The organism is Roseicyclus sediminis (assembly GCF_025515305.1).
Lineage (GTDB): Bacteria > Pseudomonadota > Alphaproteobacteria > Rhodobacterales > Rhodobacteraceae > Roseibacterium > Roseibacterium sediminis.
This window is the reverse complement of sequence record NZ_JAOPHT010000002.1, coordinates 386,183-406,439: the sequence shown is the minus strand read 5'-3', so window position 1 is coordinate 406,439 and position 20,257 is coordinate 386,183. Positions and strand designations below refer to the sequence as shown.

The following is a 20,257-nucleotide window of genomic DNA, read 5'->3' as shown; positions in this document are numbered from 1 at the left end:
GCACTTTAGGCTGGACGTGTCAACATCGCGGGAAAAAATCTGAACCGGCGTCGGGCCGGGAAAAATTTCATGTGAAAAAAGAGTATCTTATGATATCATGTATCAGGTGGCCAAAAACGGGTTCCGACGAAGCCGAAAAATTGTGCACAGTTGGGGCCCCGGTGCTGGAAACGCCAACGTTCGCTGCTTGGAGAGCGCAGTCATGAACAAGTCCTTTGAAGGCTACGAATCGTCGTCGTCCGGAAAGGCCGTTCCACGATCGCTCCAGGTCGCGGACCAGCTGCGCGAAAGCATCCTGTCAGGCGGGATTCCCCCCGGTGAGCGGGTGAACGAGGTGCAGCTCAGCCAGAGGCTCGGGGTATCGCGCACGCCGACGCGCGCCGCGCTTCATGCGCTCGCGGCCGAAGGTCTGCTGGATTACGAGACGAACCGCGGGTTCACGGTGCGCGAGTATTCGCCGCAAAGCGTCGCGGAAGGCTACGAGATCCGGGCCGTTCTGGAGGGGCTGGCCTGCCGTCTCGCGGCGGCGCGTCCGCCGGACCCGAAGGTGACGGCGCTTTTCGAGGACGCACTCGCCCTCGGGGACGACGTGGTCGCCGGTTTCGAGGGCACGACCGCGCAGATGGAGGCCTATCGCCAGTCCAACGTCCTGTTCCACACCGCGGTCATCACCGCGGCGGACAACCAGATGCTCGAGGACACGCTGCGCCTTGCCCTTGCCCGGCCGGCCACGAGCCTGCGCAACATCGTTTCCTTCAGCCAGAACCCCGTGCGGCGGCGCCACGACGATCACCACAGGATCTACGACGCGATCCGTGCGGGAGATGGCTGGCGCGCCGAGCTGCTGATGCGCGAGCACGTCACCAGCGTGAAGTACAACGAGCTGGAGCGTCGGCCGGCCCGCTAGGCGGGTCAGGCGCCGCGCGCGGCCGCGATCGCCTTGAAGCCCGCGCTGATGTACGGAATGACGATGTCGCGGTAGGCGGCCCAGTCCGATTGTTTGCCGGCGGCGTCGAGCAGGCCCTCGACACGCGCGTCGCGGACCGTTGCGGCATGCATCACCGCCATCAGGAAATGGAAGCCCCGGATCGCGTCCTCGTGCGCGAGTTCGGGCATCGCCCGCAGGAAGGCCGCGATGTAAAGCTTCGCCACGTCGTCGAAGCTTTCGCTCATGTAGGCCGACAGGGTGCCGTCCCAGACAGATCGACCCACGAACGTGGCGAAGTGGCGCCACTGCTCGTCCTCCCCGTCGAGCTTGTTGTAGTAGGGCAGGATGAGGGCGCGGACGAGCGGCTCGACCTCGACATTGGCGGGGCCGACCAGTTCCTCGTACTGCTCCAGAAGCGCGATGCGCTCGCGGTTCAGTTCGCCGGCGCGGCGCTGGATCGTCTCGCGGACCAGCGTCTCCTTCTTGCCGAAGTGATAGGCGATCTGGCCCACGTTGGCGTTCGCCTCCGCGGCGATCTCCTTCAGCGTGACGGTCTGATAGTTCCGCTCGGCGAACAGCCTCTCGGCCGCGTCGAGGAGACGGTCGGGCGTTTCGATATTGTAGGCGCGCACGCGCGCAACAGGCTGGTCCATCGTCACACTTGTCCCCTCGGCGCGCCCCCGCGACGGCAGGGTGCAGATAACACGCTGCCACAAAACGCGGCAAACCCTCGATTCCCGCGGCAGATATTGAAGCTTCCACAAAAACCATATGATGAATACGATTTATTTCGAACAGAGCATAGTTGACAAACGGTTTGTGACGCAGAAAGCATTGTCTGCGAATGGATCGATGAGCGGTGGGCATGACCAAGGATTCCTTCACTCTGGCCGATATCGAGGGCGCCGAACGCCTCGCGGGCGTAAGCTACACCCCACAGGAACGGCAGCTGATGCTCGACAACCTGGAGGGACAGCTCGCCTCGGCGCGGATGCGGCGTGCCGTGCGCCTTGCCAACGATGAACCGATGGCGACGCGGTTCGATCCGCGTCTGCCCACCTTCGCGATGCCCGCGCCGGTCGGCCCGCTGCGGTTTTCGGACAACGCCGCCGTGGAGCTGCCCGGTACGGACGAGGATATCGCCTTCGCCCCGGTCGCCCTGCTGTCCGCGTGGATCAGGGCGGGCAAGCTCAAGAGCCGCCGGCTGACCGAGATCTACCTCGCGCGGATCGAGGCGCTGAACCCCGATCTCGAATGCTACGCCACCGTCACGCCCGAGATCGCGCGGGCGGAGGCCGACGCGGCGGATGCCCTGATCGGCGCCGGCATCTGGCTTGGGCCGCTGCATGGCATCCCTTACGGGCTGAAGGATCTTTTCGATACCAAGGGCGTCGTGACGGGTTGGGGCGCCGAGCCGTTCCGGAATCGCGTCCCGGACCGGGATGCGGTGATCGTCGATCGCCTGCGCGCCGCGGGCGCCGTGCTTCTCGGCAAGACGACGGTCGGCGCGCTCGCCTACAACGACATCTGGTACGGCGGCGTCACCCGCAACCCCTGGAACCTGAACGAAGGATCGAGCGGGTCCTCGGCCGGGTCCGCCTCGGCCACGGCCGCCGGTCTGTGCGCCTTCGCGATCGGGACGGAGACGCTCGGCTCCATCACCTCGCCGTCGCAGCGTTGCGGGACCACGGGGCTCAGGCCGACATTCGGGCGGATTCCACGGACGGGCGGCATGGCGCTGTGCTGGACGCTCGACAAGGTGGGGCCGATCTGCCGCTCGGTCGAGGATACGGGCATGGTGCTCGCGGCGCTGAACGGTCCCGACCTCGGCGATCCCTCGACCATCGCGGCGCCGTTCCACTTCGATGCGGGCGCGGAGTGGAAGCATCTCAAGGTCGGTTATCTCCCGGAAGCCTTCGGCGAGGGCGCGACGGCCGTCGACCATGCCGCGCTTCAGGCCGTGCGCGACCTCGGTGTCGAGGTGCGGGAGGTCAAGCTGCCCGATCTGCCCTACGGCGCGCTCATCAACACGCTTTATGCCGAGGCGGCCGCCGCCTTCGAGGAACTGACGCTGGAGAACACCGACGACACGCTGACCTGGCAGGATGCCGGCGCCTGGCCCAACACCTTCCGCAAGGCGCGTTTCCTGTCGGCCGTCGATCACGTGCAGCTCGACCGGCTGCGCCTGCGCGTCATGAAGGCGCTCGACGGCCTGTTCCGCGAGGTGGACGTCCTTGTCGGGCCATTCATGACCGGCCCCATGCTCGTCGCGTCGAACTTCACCGGTCATCCCTGCCTGCATCTGCGCGCGGGCTTTCTCGAGGTGGGAACGCGCGGCAAGGCCAGCCTTGGCGCGGGCAAGCTCAGCGTGGGCGAGGAGGACGTCGCCGGCCAGATCTTCACGGTGCCGCAGGGGATCTCCCTGTGGGGCCGCCTGTTCGAGGAGGGGCCGATCCTCAATCTCGGCATGGCCCTCGAGACCGCGCTGGGGGTGGCCGAGCGCCGCCCGACCTTCGCGCGCTGACGCCGCGTCGCGCCGGCCGCCCCGGCGCCTCGCATAACCGAAGACCGATGCCTGCGGGCTTCGGACGCTGCAACAGCCGGCCTAGGCCGTCGGCAACATAGGGGATAAGATCATGAAACGCAGGGAGTTTCTTGCCAGCAGCATCATCGCGACGGGCGCGCTCGGATTCGGTTTCGGGCCCTCGGCCCTCCGCGCGCAGGAGCCGGTCACCGGCGGTACGCTGATCTGGGGCCATTCCGAGACGACGCAGAACCTCGACATGCACCAGACGGGCACCGCCTCGACCGCGCGCGTGCTGCAGAACATCCATGACGGGATCGTCACCATCAATTCCAACATGGAGGTCGTGCCGCAACTCGCCGAGAGCTTCGAGGTTTCCGACGATGGCCTGACCTACACCTTCCGTCTCCGGCCGGGCGTGATGTTCCACGACGGCTCGACCATGTCGGCCGAGGATGTCGTCTATTCCTTCGAGCGTCTCCGCAATCCCGAGACCGGGGCGGTGAACTTCGAGGTGTTCAACGACGTCGATGCCATCGAGACCCCGGACGACATGACCGTCGTCATCCGCATGTCGCGGGCGAACGCGCCGTTCCTCGCGCGTCTGGCCGAGAACGGGGCGGGCGTCGTGATGCCGGCGGGCTCCGGCGACATCCAGGGCGAGACACCGATCGGCGCGGGCCCCTTCCGCTTCATCCGCCGCGAATTCGGAAACGAGGTGGAGCTTGCGCGCTTCGACGACTACTGGGACGGCCCGGCCTATCTCGACGGCATCCTCGCGCGCGAGATCACCGAGCCGACGGTGCGCCTGACCGGTCTGCGCACGGGCGAGCTGCACTTCATCAACGATATCCCGGCCGAGCGCATCTCCGAGGTCGAGGCCGACCCCGAGCTTCAGGTCCGCACCTGGGCGCCGCTCAACTTCGACTTCCTGAACTTCAACCACAGCCTCGAGCTGTTCCAGGACAGACGCGTCCGCCAGGCCTTCGACCTGATGATCGACAAGGAGATGCTGCTTCAGGGCGCGCTCTGGGGGCAGGGGCAGACCACGCCCACGCCGAGCTTCCCGAACGACGCCTCGCGCAACGGCGACCTCGTGCAGCGGGCGCAGGACATCGCCGCGGCCCGCGCCCTTCTGGAGGAGGCCGGTTATCCGCCCGGAAGCCTCAGCGTCGTCTTCAAGGTCACGACGAACTATCCCTACCATGTGGACAGCGCCCAGATCATCGCCGAATGGGCGCGCGAGGCGGGCGTCAACATGACGATCGAGCAACTCACCTGGGCGGACTGGCTGAGCCAGGTCTGGGTCGACCGCGACTTCGAGATGACGATGATGAACTTCTTCACCATCTGGGAGCCCGATCGCCTCTACTACAGCCTCTACCACACCACGGGCGGCTTCAATTACCGCAACATCTCGGACCCGCTCATCGACGAGCTGGCCGAGGCGGCGCGGGGCGAGACCGATCCGCAGGCGCGCATCGACATCTACAAGCGCATCCAGCAGCACATCTTCGACGAGTCGCTGGACGTCGTGCTGTGGTATCGCAACGGGTCGATCGCCGCGTTGCCCTCGGTGGGCGGCCTTGACGGGGTGGTGCATCCGAACGGGTCGAACCTGACCTTCCACAAGGTATGGCTGAACGCCTGACCTGATATCGGGGCGGGGCGCGCCACAGGTTCGCCCCGCCCGCCATCCCAGCCCCGGACCCAGCCCCGATGGTCTACCTCCTCAACCGGCTTCTGTCGGTCGCCCTCACGCTGTTTCTCATTTCCATCGTCACCTTCGGGATCACCAACATCCTGCCGGGCGACGTGGCGATGATGATCATGGGCACCCAGTCCAACCCCGAGGCACTCGAGGGTCTGCGGGAGTCGCTCGGGCTCAACGATCCGCTCCTGGTGCAGTACGGGCGCTGGATGGGGGGGATGCTGACGGGCAACTGGGGCGAGTCGCTGCTGTTCAACGAACCCATCGCCCCGCTCATCTCGCAGAAGGTCCTCGCCTCGGGGCTCATCGTGGTCATGACGATGATGATGGCACTCGCGCTCGCCATCCCGCTCGGGGTCTGGGCCGCGCGGCATCGCGACCGCTGGCAGGATACGACCTCGTCGACCACGGCGCTTCTGGGCCTGAGCATGCCGGACTTCTTCATCGGCATCATGCTGATCTTGTTCTTCGCGGCCTATCTCGGCTGGTTTCCGTCCTCGGGGTTCGTCGACCCCACCGAGAATTTCGGCGGCGCCGTGCGCCATGCCTTCCTGCCGTCCCTTGCCCTTGCGCTGGGTCTCATGGCGCACCTCACGCGCATGACCCGCTCGGCCATGATGGGCATCCTCAACCAGGATTTCATCCGCGTGGCCCGCGCCAAGGGCCTGCCCGAACGCACCGTCGTCTGGGGCTACGCATTGCCCAATGCCATCGGCCCGGTGATGACGGTGGCGGGCCTCCAGATCGGGTATCTTTTCGGCTCCATCATCGTGATTGAGAGCCTGTTTTCCTACACCGGCATGGGCTGGCTGACATATCAGGCGCTGCTCAACCGTGACATCCCGCTGATCCAGAGCACGATCTTCGTGATCGCGGCGGTCGTGATGCTGGTGAACCTCGCCGTCGATCTCCTTTACCGGGTGATCGATCCGCGGATCAGGCTGGGGTAGGGCGATGCGCAAGTTTCTCTCCGCCAAGGCGCTGATCGGGCTCGCCCTTCTGCTTACGGTGCTCGCCGTCGCGGTCCTCGCGCCCTTCTTCATTCCGCCGGAGCGGGCGACGCAGATGGTGATGAGCGCGCGGCTACAGCCGCCGTCGCTCGCCTATCCGCTCGGCACCGACCAGCTCGGCCGCGACCTCTTCGCGCGGGTGATGCTCGGGGCGCAGACCTCGCTCAGCATCGCGGTCCTCGCCGTCGGCATGTCCATCGTGCTGGGCCTGCCGCTCGGGATCGTCTCGGGCTACTATGGCGGGCGGATCGACAACGTGCTGATGCGCATCATCGACGCGCTCCTCAGCTTTCCGGTCCTGCTTCTTGCTCTGACGATCTCGGCGGTGCTGGGGCCGAACCTGCAGAACACGATCATCGCCATCGGCGTCGCGTTCACGCCCTTCCTCGCGCGGATCGTGCGGGGCGAGGCGCTGCGCGTCGTGCAGATGCCCTATGTCGAGGCCGCACGTGCCGCCGGCACCCGCGACGGGCAGATGATCCTGCGGCACATTCTGCCCAACATCATGCCCGCGCTCATCGTGCAGTCGACGATCAGCCTTGCCTTCGCGGTGCTGGCCGAGGCGGCGCTGTCGTTCCTCGGCCTGGGCACGCAGCCGCCGATGGCCTCCTGGGGGCTGATGATCCAGGCCTCGCGGCAATTCCTCGACATCGCGCCCTGGACGGCACTGGTGCCGGGGGCCGCGCTCGCCATCACGATCCTCGGGCTGAACCTGCTTGGCGATGTCCTGCGCGACGTGCTCGACCCGAGGGTGAGGTGACCATGCTCGACCAGCCCCCGCAGCAACCTCTCGTCTCCATCGAGAACCTCCGCGTCGAATTCGACGGCGAGAGCGGACCGATCGCCGGCGTGAAGGACGTCAGCTTCACCGTGAACCCCGGCGAGACCGTCTGCGTCGTCGGCGAAAGCGGATCGGGCAAGTCCGTCACCTCCCTCTCGCTTCTGCGCCTCGTGGAATTCGGCGGCGGGCGGATCGTCTCCGGTCGGCTCTGGTTCCGGCCCGGCGAGGGCGAGGCGATCGACCTCGCGCAGATGCCTGCGGAGAAGATGATCGACCTGCGCGGCGACCGGATCGGGATGATCTTCCAGGAACCGATGACGGCGCTGAACCCGGTCTTCACCATCGGGCGGCAACTGACGGACGGGCTGCGCCGTCATCGCGGCCTTTCGGCAGCCGAGGCCGACGCACGCGCGATCGAACTGATGCGCGAGGTGCGCCTGCCCGAGCCCGAGCGGCGGCTGAGGCAATATCCGCACGAGCTTTCGGGGGGCATGCGTCAGCGTGTGGTCATCGCCATGGCGATGGCCTGCCGCCCCCAGCTTCTTATCGCCGACGAGCCGACGACCGCGCTCGACGTGACGATCCAGGCGGAGATCCTCGGCCTCATCAAGCGGCTGAAACGCGAGTTCGGAATGGCTGTCCTCTTCATCACGCACGACATGGCGGTGGTGGCGCAGCTTGCCGACCGGGTCGTGGTGATGCGCAACGGCGAAAAGGTCGAGGAAGGGCCGGTCGAGCGCATCTTCGCCGAACCGCAGGCGGAGTATACCAAGGCGCTCCTGGCCTCGGTGCCGAAGCTCGGCGAGATGCGCGGCAAGCCGGCGCCCGAACCCCTGCGTATCCCCGGCGCGCCGGAACCGGTCGCGACCAGGCCGGCGTCGGTTTCGACGACGGGGCGGCCCGTCCTGTCGGTGAAGGGGCTGACGACCCGGTTTCCGATCAAGGGCGGCGTCCTGCGACGGGTCGTGGCGAACGTGCACGCGGTGGAAAATGTCAGCTTCGAGCTGGCCCATGGCGAGACGCTGGCACTTGTCGGCGAGTCGGGATGCGGCAAGTCCACGACGGCGCGCTCCATCCTGCGGCTGGTGGAACCGACATCCGGCGACGTGGTGATGGACGGGCAGGACATCCTCGGCCTCGACGCGGGCGGGCTCCGGCGGGCGCGACGCAACATGCAGATGGTGTTCCAGGACCCGTTCGCCTCGCTCAACCCCTTCATGCGGCTGAGAAAGCAGGTGGCCGAACCGATCCTGAACTTCGATCTCGCGCGGGGCTCCGAGCTTGACGACCGCATCGCCTTCCTGTTCGACCGCGTGGGCCTGCCGCGAGACTTCATGCGCCGTTTCCCGCACGAGCTTTCGGGCGGACAGCGTCAGCGCGTGGCCATCGCCCGTGCGCTTTCGGTCAACCCCAAGCTCATCATCGCGGACGAGGCGGTCTCCGCGCTCGATGTCTCGGTGCAGGCGCAGGTGCTGAACCTCCTGATGGAGCTTCAGGTCGATTTCGGCCTGTCCTACCTCTTCATCAGCCATGACATGGCCGTGGTGGAGCGCGTGTCGCATCGCGTCGGGGTCATGTATCTGGGCCGCATCGTCGAGATCGGATCGCGCGCCGACATCTTCGAGGACCCGCGCCACGTCTATACGCGGACCCTGCTGGCGGGAGTGCCCATCGCGGACCCCACGCAGCGCATGCTCAAGGAAAGCGCCGAGTTCAAGCCGTTGCCGTCGCCGGTCTTTCCGGCCGGTCACACGCGCCCGGCGCCGGTCTACGATGAGGTCTCGCCGGGGCACCTCGTGCTGCGGGACGACTGAAGGAAGGGAGAAAACTCAATGGCCTGGAAGGATTACCTCGACCGGGAACAGGATCGTTTCGTGTCGGAGCTGATCGAGTTCGTGCGCATCCCCTCGGTCTCGGCCAAGCCCGAGAACGCGCCGGACGTGCGGCGCGCGGCCAGTTGGGTCGCGCAGCGCCTCACCGCGGCCGGCGCCGAGAACGTCGAGATCCTGCCGACCGCGGGCCATCCCGTCGTTCTGGCCGACTGGCTTCATGCGGGTCCCGACCGTCCGACCGTCCTCGTCTACGGGCATTTCGACGTGCAGCCCGCCGAGCCGTTCGAGCTGTGGTCGTCTCCGCCGTTCGATCCCGAGGTGCGGGACGGAAAGCTCTGGGGGCGCGGCGCCACGGACGACAAGGGCGGCATGTTCATCCCCATCGTCGCGGTCGAGGCGATGCTGAAGACTGGTGGACGGCTGCCGGTCAACCTGCGGTTCTTCTTCGAGGGGCAGGAGGAAATCGGCTCGCCCGACATGCCCGAATTCGTCGCGGCGAACGCGCACCGGCTCGCGGCCGACATGATCTTTTCCGCCGATGGCTCCCAATGGGCGCCGGACCAGCCTCAGATCGTCGAGGGGCTGCGCGGGCTCGCATCGTGCGAGATCGTCGTGCGCGGCGCGCGGTCGGACCAGCATTCGGGGCTCCACGGGGGCGGCATCGCGAACCCGGCCATGGCGCTTGCGCAGATCCTCGCCTCGATGAAGGCGGCGGACGGGACGGTCACCGTGGACGGCTTCTACGACGACGTGCGCCCGCTGACCGAGGCCGAGCGCGCGGCCATCGCCGAAGTGCCCTTCGATCCTGCGTCCTACCTTGCCGAGACGGGCGCGCCGGCCGAGTTCGGGGAGCCGGGCTATACCACCCGAGAACGCCTCTGGGCGCGTCCGACGCTGGAGGTCAACGGCCTCACGAGCGGCTGGCAGGGGGAGGGCACCAAGACCGTTCTTCCCGCCGAGGCGCGCGCCAAGATCACCTGCCGCCTCGTGGCCGACCAGTCGCCCGAGCGGATCGTGGAGGTGCTGCGCGCGCATGTGGAGCGGCACTGTCCCGAGGGTGTCGTCGTCGACTTCCAGCCCGGCCCCGCGCGCGGCAACCCGTTCCTCGTCCCGCGGGGGCACAATTCGAGCGTGATCGCGGCGCAGGTGCTGGAGGAGATCTACGGCAAACGCCCCTACCGGACGCGGGCGGGCGGCTCGATCCCGGTCATGACGACGCTGCTGGAGCATCTGGGCGTGCACGCCACGATGTTCGCCTTCGGCCACGACGACGAGAACATGCACGCCCCCGACGAGTTCTTCCGGCTCGACACCTTCCGGCGCGGGCAGGAGGCCTATTGCCGCCTGTTCGAGAGCCTCTGACGCGCGGCCGCCGCCCCGGCGAAGACCGATCTCCGATTTCATGGCCGTCCCCCGGGGGGCCATCGGGTCGTACGCCAAGTCGGAGTGCGGCGCGTCGGTGGCGTCTACACTCCCGATCGCCCCGCGCCGGTCATGCGCGGGGGAGGGCAGGTTGCGGATCGCGCGCGGGCAGTCCCAGCCCGACCAATGATATCTCGCAAGTATGATTTACTATAATATCCGTTTGTTGCGTACTTCCTGGGTATGACCTAAACATCTTGTCAGAGATCTTCCATCAGACTGGACGGTGCCGACATGACGACGGAAACGATGAAGGACGTAACCATCATTGGAGGCGGTATCGGGGGCCTGACCCTCGCGCTGTTCCTCCATCAGAACAACATCTCCTGCCGCGTCTACGAAGCGGTTCCCACGATCAAGGCCATCGGGGCGGGGATCAACCTGCTGCCGCACGCCGTGAAGGAGCTTGATTCGCTCGGCCTGCTCGAAGGGCTGGATCGCGTCGGCATCCGCACCAAGGACGCCTCGTACTTCAACCAGTACGGCCAGCATATCTACACCGAGGCCGCCGGCATGGATGCCGGCTACCTGTGGCCCCAGTTCTCGATTCATCGCGGCGATCTTCACGAGGTTCTCCTCGATGCCGTGATCGAGCGTCTCGGGCCGGAATCGGTCGTGACCGGCTACCGCTGCACGGGCGTCGAGCAGGATGACGATACCGTCACGGCGCATTTCGTGGACGGCGAGGGCAATGCCCTTCCGCCCGTGACTTCCAAGGTCGCCGTCGGCGCGGACGGCATCAAGTCGGTGCTGCGCAAGCAGTTCTACCCCGACGAGGGCGAGCCGGTCTATTCCGGCTACACGATCTGGCGCGGCGTGACGCCCTACAAGCCCTTCCTCAGCGGCGCGAACACGATCCGCGCGGGCTGGATGCCGGTGGGCAAGATCATGGTCTACCCGATCCGGAACAACATCGACGACGAGGGCAACCAGCTCATGAACTGGGTCGTGACGCAGGAGCGTCCGCGTCCCAAGGTGCTGGACTGGAACAAGCCCGCCAACCTCGAGGATTTCTTCGCGCCGTTCGAGAACTGGCATTTCGACTGGCTCGACGTTCCGGACCTGCTGAAGAAGACCGAGCGTCCGCTGATCTTCCCGATGGTGGACCGCGATCCGCTGCCGACCTGGACCTTCGGGCGGGCGACGCTTCTGGGTGACGCGGCGCATCCGATGTATCCGCGCGGCTCGAACGGGGCCGGGCAGTCGATCATCGACGCCCGCGTCATGACAGAGCGTTTCTGCGAGATGGGCGTGGGGCCAGACGCGCTTCAGGCCTATGACGTGGAGCGCGTGAAGAAGACCGGCGAAGTCGTTCTGATGAACAGGAAAAACCCGCCGGATACGATCCTTCGCGAGGTCTATGAGCGCACGGGCGGCAAGCCGTTCGAAAACGTGCATGACGTCATCTCGGAAGACGAGCTGGACGAGATCGTGAACCGTTACAAGCGGGTCGCGGGCTTCCACCAGCAGCAGCTTGCGGCGGAGTGACGATGAAACTTCCTGACGTGAAGCTGCCGGGGACGATCGTTCCGCCGGTCACACCGTTCACCGATGATCTAAAGGTGGACTACGACAAGCTGGCGGGCATCGTCGACTACGTGGTGGAGGATTGCGGCGCCGCGATGGTGGTCGCGGCCGGGGTCGAGGCACAGGAGTACCAGTATCTCGACTTCGAGGCCCGCAAGGAGCTGATGGCCAAGACGATCGAGATGGTGGACGGGCGCGCGCCGGTGGTGGCCGGCATCTCGCACCCGTCCTTCCGCATCGCCGTCGAGCTGGCGCATTTCGCCGAGGCGGCGGGGGCGTCCGTGGTTCAGTTGCTCGCGCCGAACCGGCCCACCGGCGGGCCCGCGAAACTGTCCGAGCATGTCGCCTACTACGAGGCCGTCCTGCGCGAGACGGGCCTGCCGATGATGCTCTACCTCAATGCCGGTCCGGGCGCGGACGTGCCACTGCCCGCGACGGTGGAACTCGCCAGTCTCGATGGCATCGCCTACGTCAAGGAAAGCTCCCGCGACCTGGCGCGCGTCTCGCGGCTCGTCGAGGAAATCGAGCACGCCGGTCACGCGCACTATTTCACGACGATGCAGATGTATCTCGCCACCCTGTCGCTCGGCGGGTCTGGTGTCACGCTACCGGCGCCGGCGGCGCTGATCGCGCGCAAGCTGACCGATGCCTTCGTGGCCGGCGACATCGCCGAGGCGCAGCGGCTGCAGCGGCAGTTCACGGTCTGGCCCGCGCGCTGGATGCCCTTCGGCCTCGCCGCCGTGATGAAGGCGTCGCTGAACTACCTTGGTGTGCCCGCCGGCGCGCCCTATCCGCCTTACGAGCCGGTCAGCGGTGACGCGTTGGAGAAGCTGCACGCCTATCTCGCCACCACCGACATGGTGCAGAACAGGACCAGCAAGCAAAGGGAGGAAACGCATGCTGACGGTCGCGAGGTTGTCGATAGCTGAGGCCAGGGTGCTGATCGAAGGCGCCGTGAAGAAATCCGACGAGATGGGGATCCCGATGTGCATCGCGGTCTGCGACGAGTCGGGGCATCTCATCACGTTCGACCGGATGGACGGGGGCAAGATCTCGTCGATCTCGATCGCGGTGGACAAGGCGTTCACGGCCGCCACGGCGCGCAAGCCGACCCATGTCTACAATCAGCTGTGCCAGTCCGGGCAGCCCACCTTCGGCATCCATATCACCAATGGCGGCCATTTCTCGATCATCGGGGGCGGCATGCCCGTCACCGTGAACGGCGAGATCGTGGGCGGCATCGGCATCAGTTCGGGCACGGCCGGCGAGGATGTCCAGGTGGCGGAGGCCGCATTGGAGTATTTCCACGCCGAGACGGGTCTCAAGGCATGATCGGGAAGACGATCCTCTACTCCGAGATGCGGCCAGCACCCGAATGGGAAGACCGCTTCAACACCTGGTATCACGAGGACCATATCCCGGTCCGCATGGTGCTGGACGGCTGGGAGGGGGCGCAGCGCTACACATCCGACGAGGACGAGGATTACCTCGTGGTCTACGACCTGACGTCGTCGGATGCGCTGAAGACGCCCGAATACGACAAGGTGAAGACCGATCCGAGCGACGAGACGAAGTGGATGCTCGCCAACGTGTCGAACTTCACCCGTTTCATCGGGGCCGAGCTTGGCCGCCATGGCGATCTGGAGGCCGGCATCACCGCGCCGCTGATCTTCACCAGCATGTTCGACGTGCCGGCCGAGGACGAGGCGGAGTTCGACGCCTGGATGACCGAGGATCACGCGCCGCTTCTGATGGGGTGCAAGGACTGGCTGGCGATCCGGCGTTTCTCGCTCCCGGTGGCCGAGCCCGTGCGCTACACGCGGCTGACGATCCACTACCTCGCCTCGCGGGATGCGTTGTCGTCGCCGGAACGGGCGGCCGCCCGCTCGACCGAATTTCGTGATCGCATGACGCGGCATCCCTGGTTCGGCCAGGGGCGCTACCGTCTGTTCGAAGCCTTCGGCGGGCGGCACCACGCGGTGAAGGCGTCCTGACCGGACCGGGGGACATATCCCGGCCTTCGCGCGGGGCGTCGTTCGGCGCCCCCGCATACCGTCGCCCATGCTGCCGGAAGCCCCCGAAAACGCCGGCGTCGATACAAACGGAATATTCATCGACGTAGCATGACCTTGCGCCGCCAGGCGACATCACAGCCGGAGGGTCATTCGTGGAACTTCGCCACCTGCGCTACTTCGTGGCCGTCGCCGAGGAGGAGCACATCACCCGGGCCGCCGCCCGGCTGGGGATGAAACAGCCGCCGCTCAGCCAGCAGATCAAGCAGCTTGAACAGGAGATCGGCGTCGAGCTGTTCGACCGAAGGCCGAAGCGGATCACGCTGAACGCGGCGGGCAAGGTCTTTCTCTCCGATGCAAGGCGCATTCTGGCGTCCGCCGAGGATGCCATCGACCGCGTGCGCAAGTTCGACCTCGGGCAGGAAGGGACACTCCTGATCGGGATGACAAGTTCGGCCTCCGTGCACCCGATCTGCATCTCGGTGATCGAGGAATTCCGGGCCGCCCAACCGCTCGTCTCGCTGCAGATCGAGGAGGGCGCGAACCATGACCTCCTTCGGCTGCTGGAGGAGGAACGGCTGGATTTCGCTTTCGTCCGGTCGGAGGTGGACCGCTATCCGCTCGTGACCCGCAACACGCTCGCCAAGGAACCGATGGTGGTGGCGATACCGGGCAAGCACCCGCTGGCCAACGGCGCGCCCGAACCGCTGTGCCTGGACGACCTCGCCGCGCTCGACTGGGTGATGTACCGCCAGAGCAACGGGGCGGGGATCTACGACACGCTGATCGAGGCCTGCGCGGCGAGGGGGTTCCGGCCACGCGTGGTGGGAACGACCGAGCGGGTGATCTCGGCCATCAACATGGTGGCCACGGGCTTTGGCATCACGGTGGTTCCGCGCACCGCCGAGGCCTTTCGGCTGCCCAACGTGGTCTATCGCGCGCTTTCCGACGACAACGACGTGACCGTTCCGCTGAACGTCGCCTTCCACCGGCACGTGACGAGCGTCTCGAGGCGGCGTTTCCTCAGCGTCTGCGCCCGGACGTCGAACGGCGAGATGCCGGCCCCGGAAACGGCTGACCCGAGCGATGTCCCCGACTGATCCGGCGGGCCGGTCGCGCGGCGTGGACGTCTAGAGAACCGTCGCCGCCGCCCTGCGCTGCGCCTCGAGCATCGCGGCCCGGCGCACGAAGACGCGGGCGCGCTCGGGATCGGCGGCGATGGCGCGCAATTCGCGGAAGTTCTCCTGCCGGGTCGCCTCGTCGCGGGATTCCAGCCGCTTCTTGTTCTCGATCGTCTGGCGCTGGACGAAATCCGTCGCGATCGTGCGGCGCTGCTTGTCGTAGAGGTCGAGGAGATCCTCGCTCTCGCCCGCGCAGACCCGCCCGAGTTTGTCGGCGAGGTTCGCACCGTCCTGGATCCCGCCGTTCAGTCCCATTCCGCCGATGGGATTGTTGGCGTGCGACGCGTCCCCAGCCAGCAGCACGCGACCCTTGCGGAAGGTCTCGGCCACGCGCTGATGCACGGTATAGAGCTTGCGGTGCACGATCTCGTAATCATCGGGCTTGGGAAAGAACTTCTGCATCTTGCCCTGCACCGCTTCGTCGGACAGCAGCTCGGCTTCGCCCTTCTCGGGATCGACCGGAAGCACGATGCGCCACAGCCCCGGCGGGCCGTCCGCCGCCACCTTGAAGCAGTTGGCCCATTCCTCGGGATCGGACAGGTAGTTCCGGTAACTGAACCCGCGATGTTTCTCGAAGTCGAAGGGCGTGGTCAGGACCATGAACTGTTCGGGGAAGGTGAAGCCGCGGAATTCTATTCCGGCCGCCTTGCGCACGGTGCTGCGGCCCCCGTCCGCGCCGACCAGCCAGGACACGCGGTGCCGTTCCTCGGCATCGCCCGCCTGCACCGTCACGTCCACGCCGCTTGCGTCCTGGGTAAAGCCCGTCACTTCGGCCCCGAGGCGCAGCTCGGCCAGCGGTTCCTTCGCCAGAAGCGCCAGGGCGATGCGCGAGATCTTGAACTGCTCGCACTGGACGACGTAGGGAAACTCGGTCTCGCCGGCGAGGACGGCATGGTCGAACTCGGCGATCAGCTCGCCGGTGGCGCGGTCCCAGTGCTGGAAGGTCGGGCAAACGAGGCCCGCCTTCCGGACGTCCTCCTCCATGCCGTATTCGGCCAGAAGCTCCAGCGTCGCGGGATGCACCGTCGCCGCGCGCGGGTCGTCGGGCAATTCCTCGTACCGCTCGAAGATGGTGACGGGCACGCCGGCCCGCGCCAGGCCCAGTCCGGTGATCAGGCCCACGGGCCCGCCGCCCGCGATGATGACAGTATCCTTCGTCATGCTTTCGTTCCCTCATCGTTGCCGGAATGCGGGGCGCGGTCTATTCGAACCTCTGCACCAGCGTGCTCCGGACGACGGTGACCGGGCGCGTCGTGGCGGGCGTGTTGCGGCTGCGGCCGACGAAGCGCGGAACGCCAGCGGTGACGACCGCGCCCACGGCCGCCGGATCGCCGTTCGCGATGGCCGCAAGCGCAGTGTCCCGGCTTCCGCCCAGCGGCGCGTCCAGGATCGCGATATCGGCGTCGCGCCCCGTGCGCAGGATGCCGGAGTTGAGGCCGTAGACCCGTGCGTTGTTGCCGGTCGCCGCCGCGATGGCCAGTTCCGGCTCGAGCCCGCCGAGCGCGGACAGGTGCGTGATCGTGTACATCATGCCGAGCGGCATGATGCCGCTTCCGGTCGGCGTGTCCGTCGCGATCAGGACCCGGTCGAACGCATCGAGCGCGCGCGCCGTCTCCAGGCACAGGAGCGCCGTGCGAAGGTTGCCTGCCGTGCAGATCTGGAGCGCGGCCCCGCTCTCGCGGATCACCCGCTCGAAATCCGCGTCCGGCATGGCGACGGGACCGCCGTTGACGTGGAACGAGACATGGGGGGCGACGGCGATGACATGATCGCCCCAGATCGGCGAGGAACCGGGGATCGATGCGCCGCCGGTATGCATGGTGGTGACCATGCCGTGCGCCTTCGCCATCTCGATGTAGGGGGCGTATTCCATCGGATTGGCGAAGGCGCCGAAGCCCGCCTTTGCCAGCCATACGCCCTCGGCGGCCATCTCCGCGAAATCGCTGTCGCGCAGCCCCGGCTCGAGGATCACGGAGCCCGCGAAGACACGCATTCCGCCCGGTCTGAATTCGCGGAAACAGCGCTGCGCCGCGATGGCGAGCGCCTTCACTCCGGCCGGGTCCGAAGGGCGGCCGGGTGTGTGCACCTCGGAGGCGCTGATCGAAGTGGTCGTGCCGCCGTGCAGGTAGCTTTCGAGGAAACCCACGGTCTTCTGCCGGGGCGTGTAGTCGCCGAAGGTGATGTGCACATGGCTGTCGATGAAGCCGGGCACGGCGGTCGCGCCCCCTGCATCGATGACCACGTCGGCCGCGCCGATGTCGAGGTCGGCCTCGGCCCCGATGGCCGCGATCAGCCCGTCCTCGCACAGGATCGCGTCGCCCTCGGCGAAAGGCGCGCGCCAGTCGCCGCTGACGATGGTGCCGAGATTGACGATCGCTGTCTTCATCTGCCGGCCCTTTCAGCGAAGCCCGTCGACGCCTTCGATCTCGTCGGCCGCGATACCGCCCACGCGTGCGTTCAGACGCCCACGGTTGGCATAGACGCAGATGATCGCGATCTCGTCGGGCAGGGGGGCGTCCGACAGGAACACCTCCATCCCGTCATAATGCGAGCGGACGTAGAGCGCATCCTTGTGGGCGAGCGGGATCTGCACCACTTCGCCCGGTGCGGCGCGCTTGGTGTAGGACGAGATCCAGGCGACGCCGCCGCCGACCGCCTCGCGCATCACGTTGCCGTAGACCGTGGTCAGCATGGCGACGACATGCTCCTGTTCGCCGTTCAGGCCGACGACGCCCCCCTTGCCGTAGCTGACGGCCTCGTAGGGCGCCATGGCGGCGACGGCGCGGGCGGTTATCTCGCGGCCGATGGCGGCGCTCGCCTCCGTCAGGTCCGACAGGTCCTCGCGGTAGGGCTGCCCGGCGAAGGGGTTCTTCACCACCGCCACCACCGCGACCTTGCGCAGGGGCGTGGAGGCGTCCCGGCCGGCTTCGGAATGGATGTCCTCGACCTGGGTGAAGATCTTCCTGATCTGCATTCTCGTGCTCCTCCGCGAAATCTGCCGTTCCGACGCCGTCCGTCAGGGACCGGGCTTGACCTCAACCGCCATTGACCTCGGCCTCGGCCCGGGCGCGCAGGGCGTTGCGGTCGATCTTGTTGGTCGAGGCCAGCGGCAGCTTGTCCATGAACCAGACGCGGCGCGGATGCTGGTAGGCGGGCGCGTTGTCGAGGACGTAGCTCTTCAGCGTCTGCTCATCGAGCGTCGAGCCCTCTCGCCGCACCACGAAGGCCACGGGCTTGGTCCCCTTGATCTCGTCGGCCACGGGAACGACGCAGGCCTGCATCACCTCGGGGTGGGTCTCGATCACGTGTTCGACCTCGCCGGGAAAGATGTTCTCGGCCCCCGACACGAACATGTCGTCGTCGCGCCCGAGGAAGAAGTGGAACCCGTTCTCGTCGCGGCGAAAGACGTCGCCCGTGCTGTAGAACCCGTCCTCGGTGATCGGGGATTTCACGTCGGGCCTGTTGTGGTAGCCGCTCATGACCGCCGGGCTCTTGAGTTCGAGTACGCCGCGGTCGGGCGCGTCGGGTCCGGTCAGTCTGACCTGCACCGCGGCATGGGGGTAGCCCACCGAGCCGACCGGCGGCGTCAGGCCATCGGGATGCGCGTCGAAGACGAGGGGGCCGCCCTCGGTGGTGCCGTAGGCATTGATGACGCGCGCATTGGGCCAGAGGTTGCGGATCTGGGCGTCGAGCGCGTCGTTGACCGGGGCCGAGCCCATCCGCACGGTGCCGACGGAGGACAGGTCGCCCTTCGCCAGCGCCTCCTTCTCCTGAAGCATCATGGCGATCATCGGCGGCACGGCGGTGAGCCAGGTCACCTTGAAGCGGCCGATCGCGTCGATGAAGGCCGCCGCCTCGAACTGCGGCAGCAGCACGCACTCGCCCCCGCCGGCGCAAACCAGCAGCGACAGCGCCAGCGCGTTCATATGGTAGAGCGGCGCCGCGATCAGCACCCGCTCGCCCTTCATCGGCGTCTGGATCATCCGCATCTCGGCGGTCCAGCGGTGCGAGCCGTGGGACAGAAGCACACCCTTGGGTCGGCCTGTGGACCCCGAGGTGAACATCATGAAGCCGGTCTCGTCCTCGCGGGGCGTCACGGGCGTGAACGCGCCGGGATCGAGAAGTGCCTCGAACCCGCCGGGACCGGGGTCGTCGAAGCCCGCGAAGGCCACGCCGGGCAGGGCGCCACGGTCGAGTTCCGTCTCGCGCGCGGCATCGAACAGCACCAGGCGGGCGCCGGAATCGGCGACGACCTGGGTTGCCGTCGCGCGCGGCAGCTTGTGGTTCACGGGGGCGGGCACGATCCCCGCGCGCATCGCGCCCATGAAGGCCACGATATAGTCCACCCGGTTTGCCGACAGGATGGCGACACGCTCGCCCCGGGCGATGCCGCGCGCCAGAAGTCCGCGGGCGAAGGCGTTGCAGCGCGCGTCGAAGTCCGACAGCGTGGTGACCTTCGGCTCCGGACCGGCGGCCGGTTCGATGAAGAGCGTCCGGTCCGGGTCGCCCGATCGGTCGAGGAAATCACCCAGGTTGAGGGAGCCGGTCATGTGTCACTCCGGCACTCGAGCGTCGTATCGAGGCCCGGCAGGTTGAGGGTCACGCATCCCGGCGAGGTCTCGGCCGCGGCGATCCCCGCAGCCTCCGCACGGGCGATGATGCCGTCGAGCGATCCGAAGCGGAGGCGCGTGGCGCGCATCCGCTCGCGCTGTCCGGCATGGACGAGGATCTCGCAGTCGTCGAGCACGACGCGCGCCGGGACGGCGCCCGCTTCGACCCTGCCTTCGAAGGCCAAGGCGAAACGCTCGGCCGTCGCCGTCGGATCGTCGCTTTCGATCTCGATGCACTCGATGGCACGGAACCCGTTGGGATGGTCGAGCCATTCGGGACGCCAGACAAGGTCGGGCGTGAGATGGTGACAGAAATAGACGCGCCCGCCGCCGAAGAAATCGGGCTTGAGCCGCACCGTGCGGAAGGACGCGACATGTTCTTCGTCGCCGACCGTCACCGGCCGGGAGAAGTCCATCGGCGGCAACGGGTCGAAGCCCGCCGCCACCAGCCGGGCGAAGGTCTCGTCGGCGTCGGAGATCTTCAGGACGATCCCGTTCAGGCCGCGCGGACTGTCCAGCACCTCCTGACGCTGGCGTCCCTCGGGAGGGACGCCGATGATCTCCAGGTAGGCCCCGGGGGTCATCATCAGGTGATTGACCGACCCCAGCGTGTGGTAGCCACGCGGGGTCAGCTGGAAGCCGAGGGCGGAAAACAGCGCCTCGGCCGCGTCGGTGTCGCGCAGGGCGTTGATCACGACATGGTCGAGGGCTGCCATCGC

18 protein-coding genes are annotated in these 20,257 nt (G+C 67.0%); 12 read left to right on the top strand and 6 right to left on the bottom strand.

Annotation, left to right across the window (positions count from 1 at the left end; genetic code table 11):
• Positions 1-202: 202 nt before the first annotated feature.
• Positions 203-907 carry a GntR family transcriptional regulator gene (locus N8I71_RS04425; RefSeq protein ID WP_262876721.1) on the top strand — a complete coding sequence of 235 codons (705 nt, stop codon included), beginning with the start codon at positions 203-205 and terminating at the stop codon, positions 905-907.
• Between the two features lie 5 nt (positions 908-912).
• Here N8I71_RS04425 and N8I71_RS04420 read toward each other — a convergent pair whose 3' ends face one another.
• Positions 913-1,581 (bottom strand): TetR/AcrR family transcriptional regulator, encoded by a 669-nt coding sequence (locus N8I71_RS04420; RefSeq protein ID WP_262876720.1) that lies wholly within the window; start codon positions 1,579-1,581, stop codon positions 913-915.
• 212 nt (positions 1,582-1,793) lie between these two features.
• Here N8I71_RS04420 and N8I71_RS04415 point away from each other — a divergent pair, with 212 nt between their 5' ends.
• The 11 genes from N8I71_RS04415 to N8I71_RS04365 all read left to right on the top strand — a co-directional run bounded on the left by N8I71_RS04415 (position 1,794) and on the right by N8I71_RS04365 (position 14,847).
• Positions 1,794-3,452, top strand: coding sequence for an amidase (locus N8I71_RS04415; protein ID WP_262876719.1), 1,659 nt, complete (start codon positions 1,794-1,796; stop codon positions 3,450-3,452).
• Positions 3,453-3,564: 112 nt separating this feature from the next.
• A complete protein-coding gene (locus tag N8I71_RS04410) occupies positions 3,565-5,103 on the top strand; it encodes an ABC transporter substrate-binding protein (RefSeq protein ID WP_262876718.1) in 1,539 nt (512 codons plus the stop codon).
• A gap of 68 nt (positions 5,104-5,171) precedes the next feature.
• Positions 5,172-6,113: an ABC transporter permease gene (locus N8I71_RS04405; RefSeq protein ID WP_262876717.1), complete on the top strand. Its 942-nt coding sequence runs from the start codon at positions 5,172-5,174 to the stop codon at positions 6,111-6,113.
• 4 nt (positions 6,114-6,117) lie between these two features.
• A complete protein-coding gene (locus N8I71_RS04400; protein ID WP_262876716.1) occupies positions 6,118-6,933 on the top strand; it encodes an ABC transporter permease in 816 nt (271 codons plus the stop codon).
• A gap of 2 nt (positions 6,934-6,935) precedes the next feature.
• Positions 6,936-8,768 (top strand): ABC transporter ATP-binding protein, encoded by a 1,833-nt coding sequence (locus tag N8I71_RS04395; RefSeq protein ID WP_262876715.1) that lies wholly within the window; start codon positions 6,936-6,938, stop codon positions 8,766-8,768.
• Positions 8,769-8,786: 18 nt separating this feature from the next.
• The gene (locus N8I71_RS04390; protein WP_262876714.1) at positions 8,787-10,148 is read left to right on the top strand and encodes a dipeptidase; all 1,362 of its coding nucleotides are present in this window, start codon (positions 8,787-8,789) and stop codon (positions 10,146-10,148) included.
• Positions 10,149-10,442: 294 nt separating this feature from the next.
• On the top strand, positions 10,443-11,696 hold the full coding sequence (locus N8I71_RS04385; protein ID WP_262876713.1) for a flavin-dependent oxidoreductase: 1,254 nt from the start codon (positions 10,443-10,445) through the stop codon (positions 11,694-11,696).
• A 2-nt stretch (positions 11,697-11,698) separates the two neighbouring features.
• Positions 11,699-12,664, top strand: coding sequence for a dihydrodipicolinate synthase family protein (locus N8I71_RS04380; RefSeq protein ID WP_262876712.1), 966 nt, complete (start codon positions 11,699-11,701; stop codon positions 12,662-12,664).
• Positions 12,633-13,067: a GlcG/HbpS family heme-binding protein gene (locus N8I71_RS04375; protein WP_262876711.1), complete on the top strand. Its 435-nt coding sequence runs from the start codon at positions 12,633-12,635 to the stop codon at positions 13,065-13,067. Before N8I71_RS04380 ends, N8I71_RS04375 begins: the two co-directional genes overlap by 32 nt.
• Complete coding sequence (locus N8I71_RS04370; RefSeq protein WP_262876710.1) at positions 13,064-13,729, top strand: DUF4286 family protein; 666 nt, start codon at positions 13,064-13,066, stop codon at positions 13,727-13,729. The genes N8I71_RS04375 and N8I71_RS04370 overlap by 4 nt, the downstream gene beginning before the upstream one ends.
• A gap of 173 nt (positions 13,730-13,902) precedes the next feature.
• Positions 13,903-14,847, top strand: a complete 945-nt coding sequence (locus tag N8I71_RS04365; RefSeq protein WP_262876709.1) for a LysR family transcriptional regulator — start codon at positions 13,903-13,905, stop codon at positions 14,845-14,847.
• Between the two features lie 30 nt (positions 14,848-14,877).
• On the opposite strand, the gene N8I71_RS04360 is transcribed toward N8I71_RS04365, so the two are convergent.
• The 5 genes from N8I71_RS04360 to N8I71_RS04340 form a co-directional block, all read right to left on the bottom strand.
• Complete coding sequence (locus N8I71_RS04360) at positions 14,878-16,089, bottom strand: FAD-dependent oxidoreductase (RefSeq protein WP_262876708.1); 1,212 nt, start codon at positions 16,087-16,089, stop codon at positions 14,878-14,880.
• A gap of 40 nt (positions 16,090-16,129) precedes the next feature.
• A complete protein-coding gene (locus N8I71_RS04355; RefSeq protein WP_262876707.1) occupies positions 16,130-17,314 on the bottom strand; it encodes an amidohydrolase family protein in 1,185 nt (394 codons plus the stop codon).
• A gap of 12 nt (positions 17,315-17,326) precedes the next feature.
• The gene (locus N8I71_RS04350; protein ID WP_262876706.1) at positions 17,327-17,902 is read right to left on the bottom strand and encodes an amino acid synthesis family protein; all 576 of its coding nucleotides are present in this window, start codon (positions 17,900-17,902) and stop codon (positions 17,327-17,329) included.
• Positions 17,903-17,963: 61 nt separating this feature from the next.
• The gene (locus tag N8I71_RS04345) at positions 17,964-19,478 is read right to left on the bottom strand and encodes a class I adenylate-forming enzyme family protein (protein WP_262876705.1); all 1,515 of its coding nucleotides are present in this window, start codon (positions 19,476-19,478) and stop codon (positions 17,964-17,966) included.
• On the bottom strand, positions 19,475-20,254 hold the full coding sequence (locus N8I71_RS04340; protein WP_262876704.1) for a VOC family protein: 780 nt from the start codon (positions 20,252-20,254) through the stop codon (positions 19,475-19,477). Before N8I71_RS04340 ends, N8I71_RS04345 begins: the two co-directional genes overlap by 4 nt.
• Between the last annotated feature and the right edge of the window lie 3 nt (positions 20,255-20,257).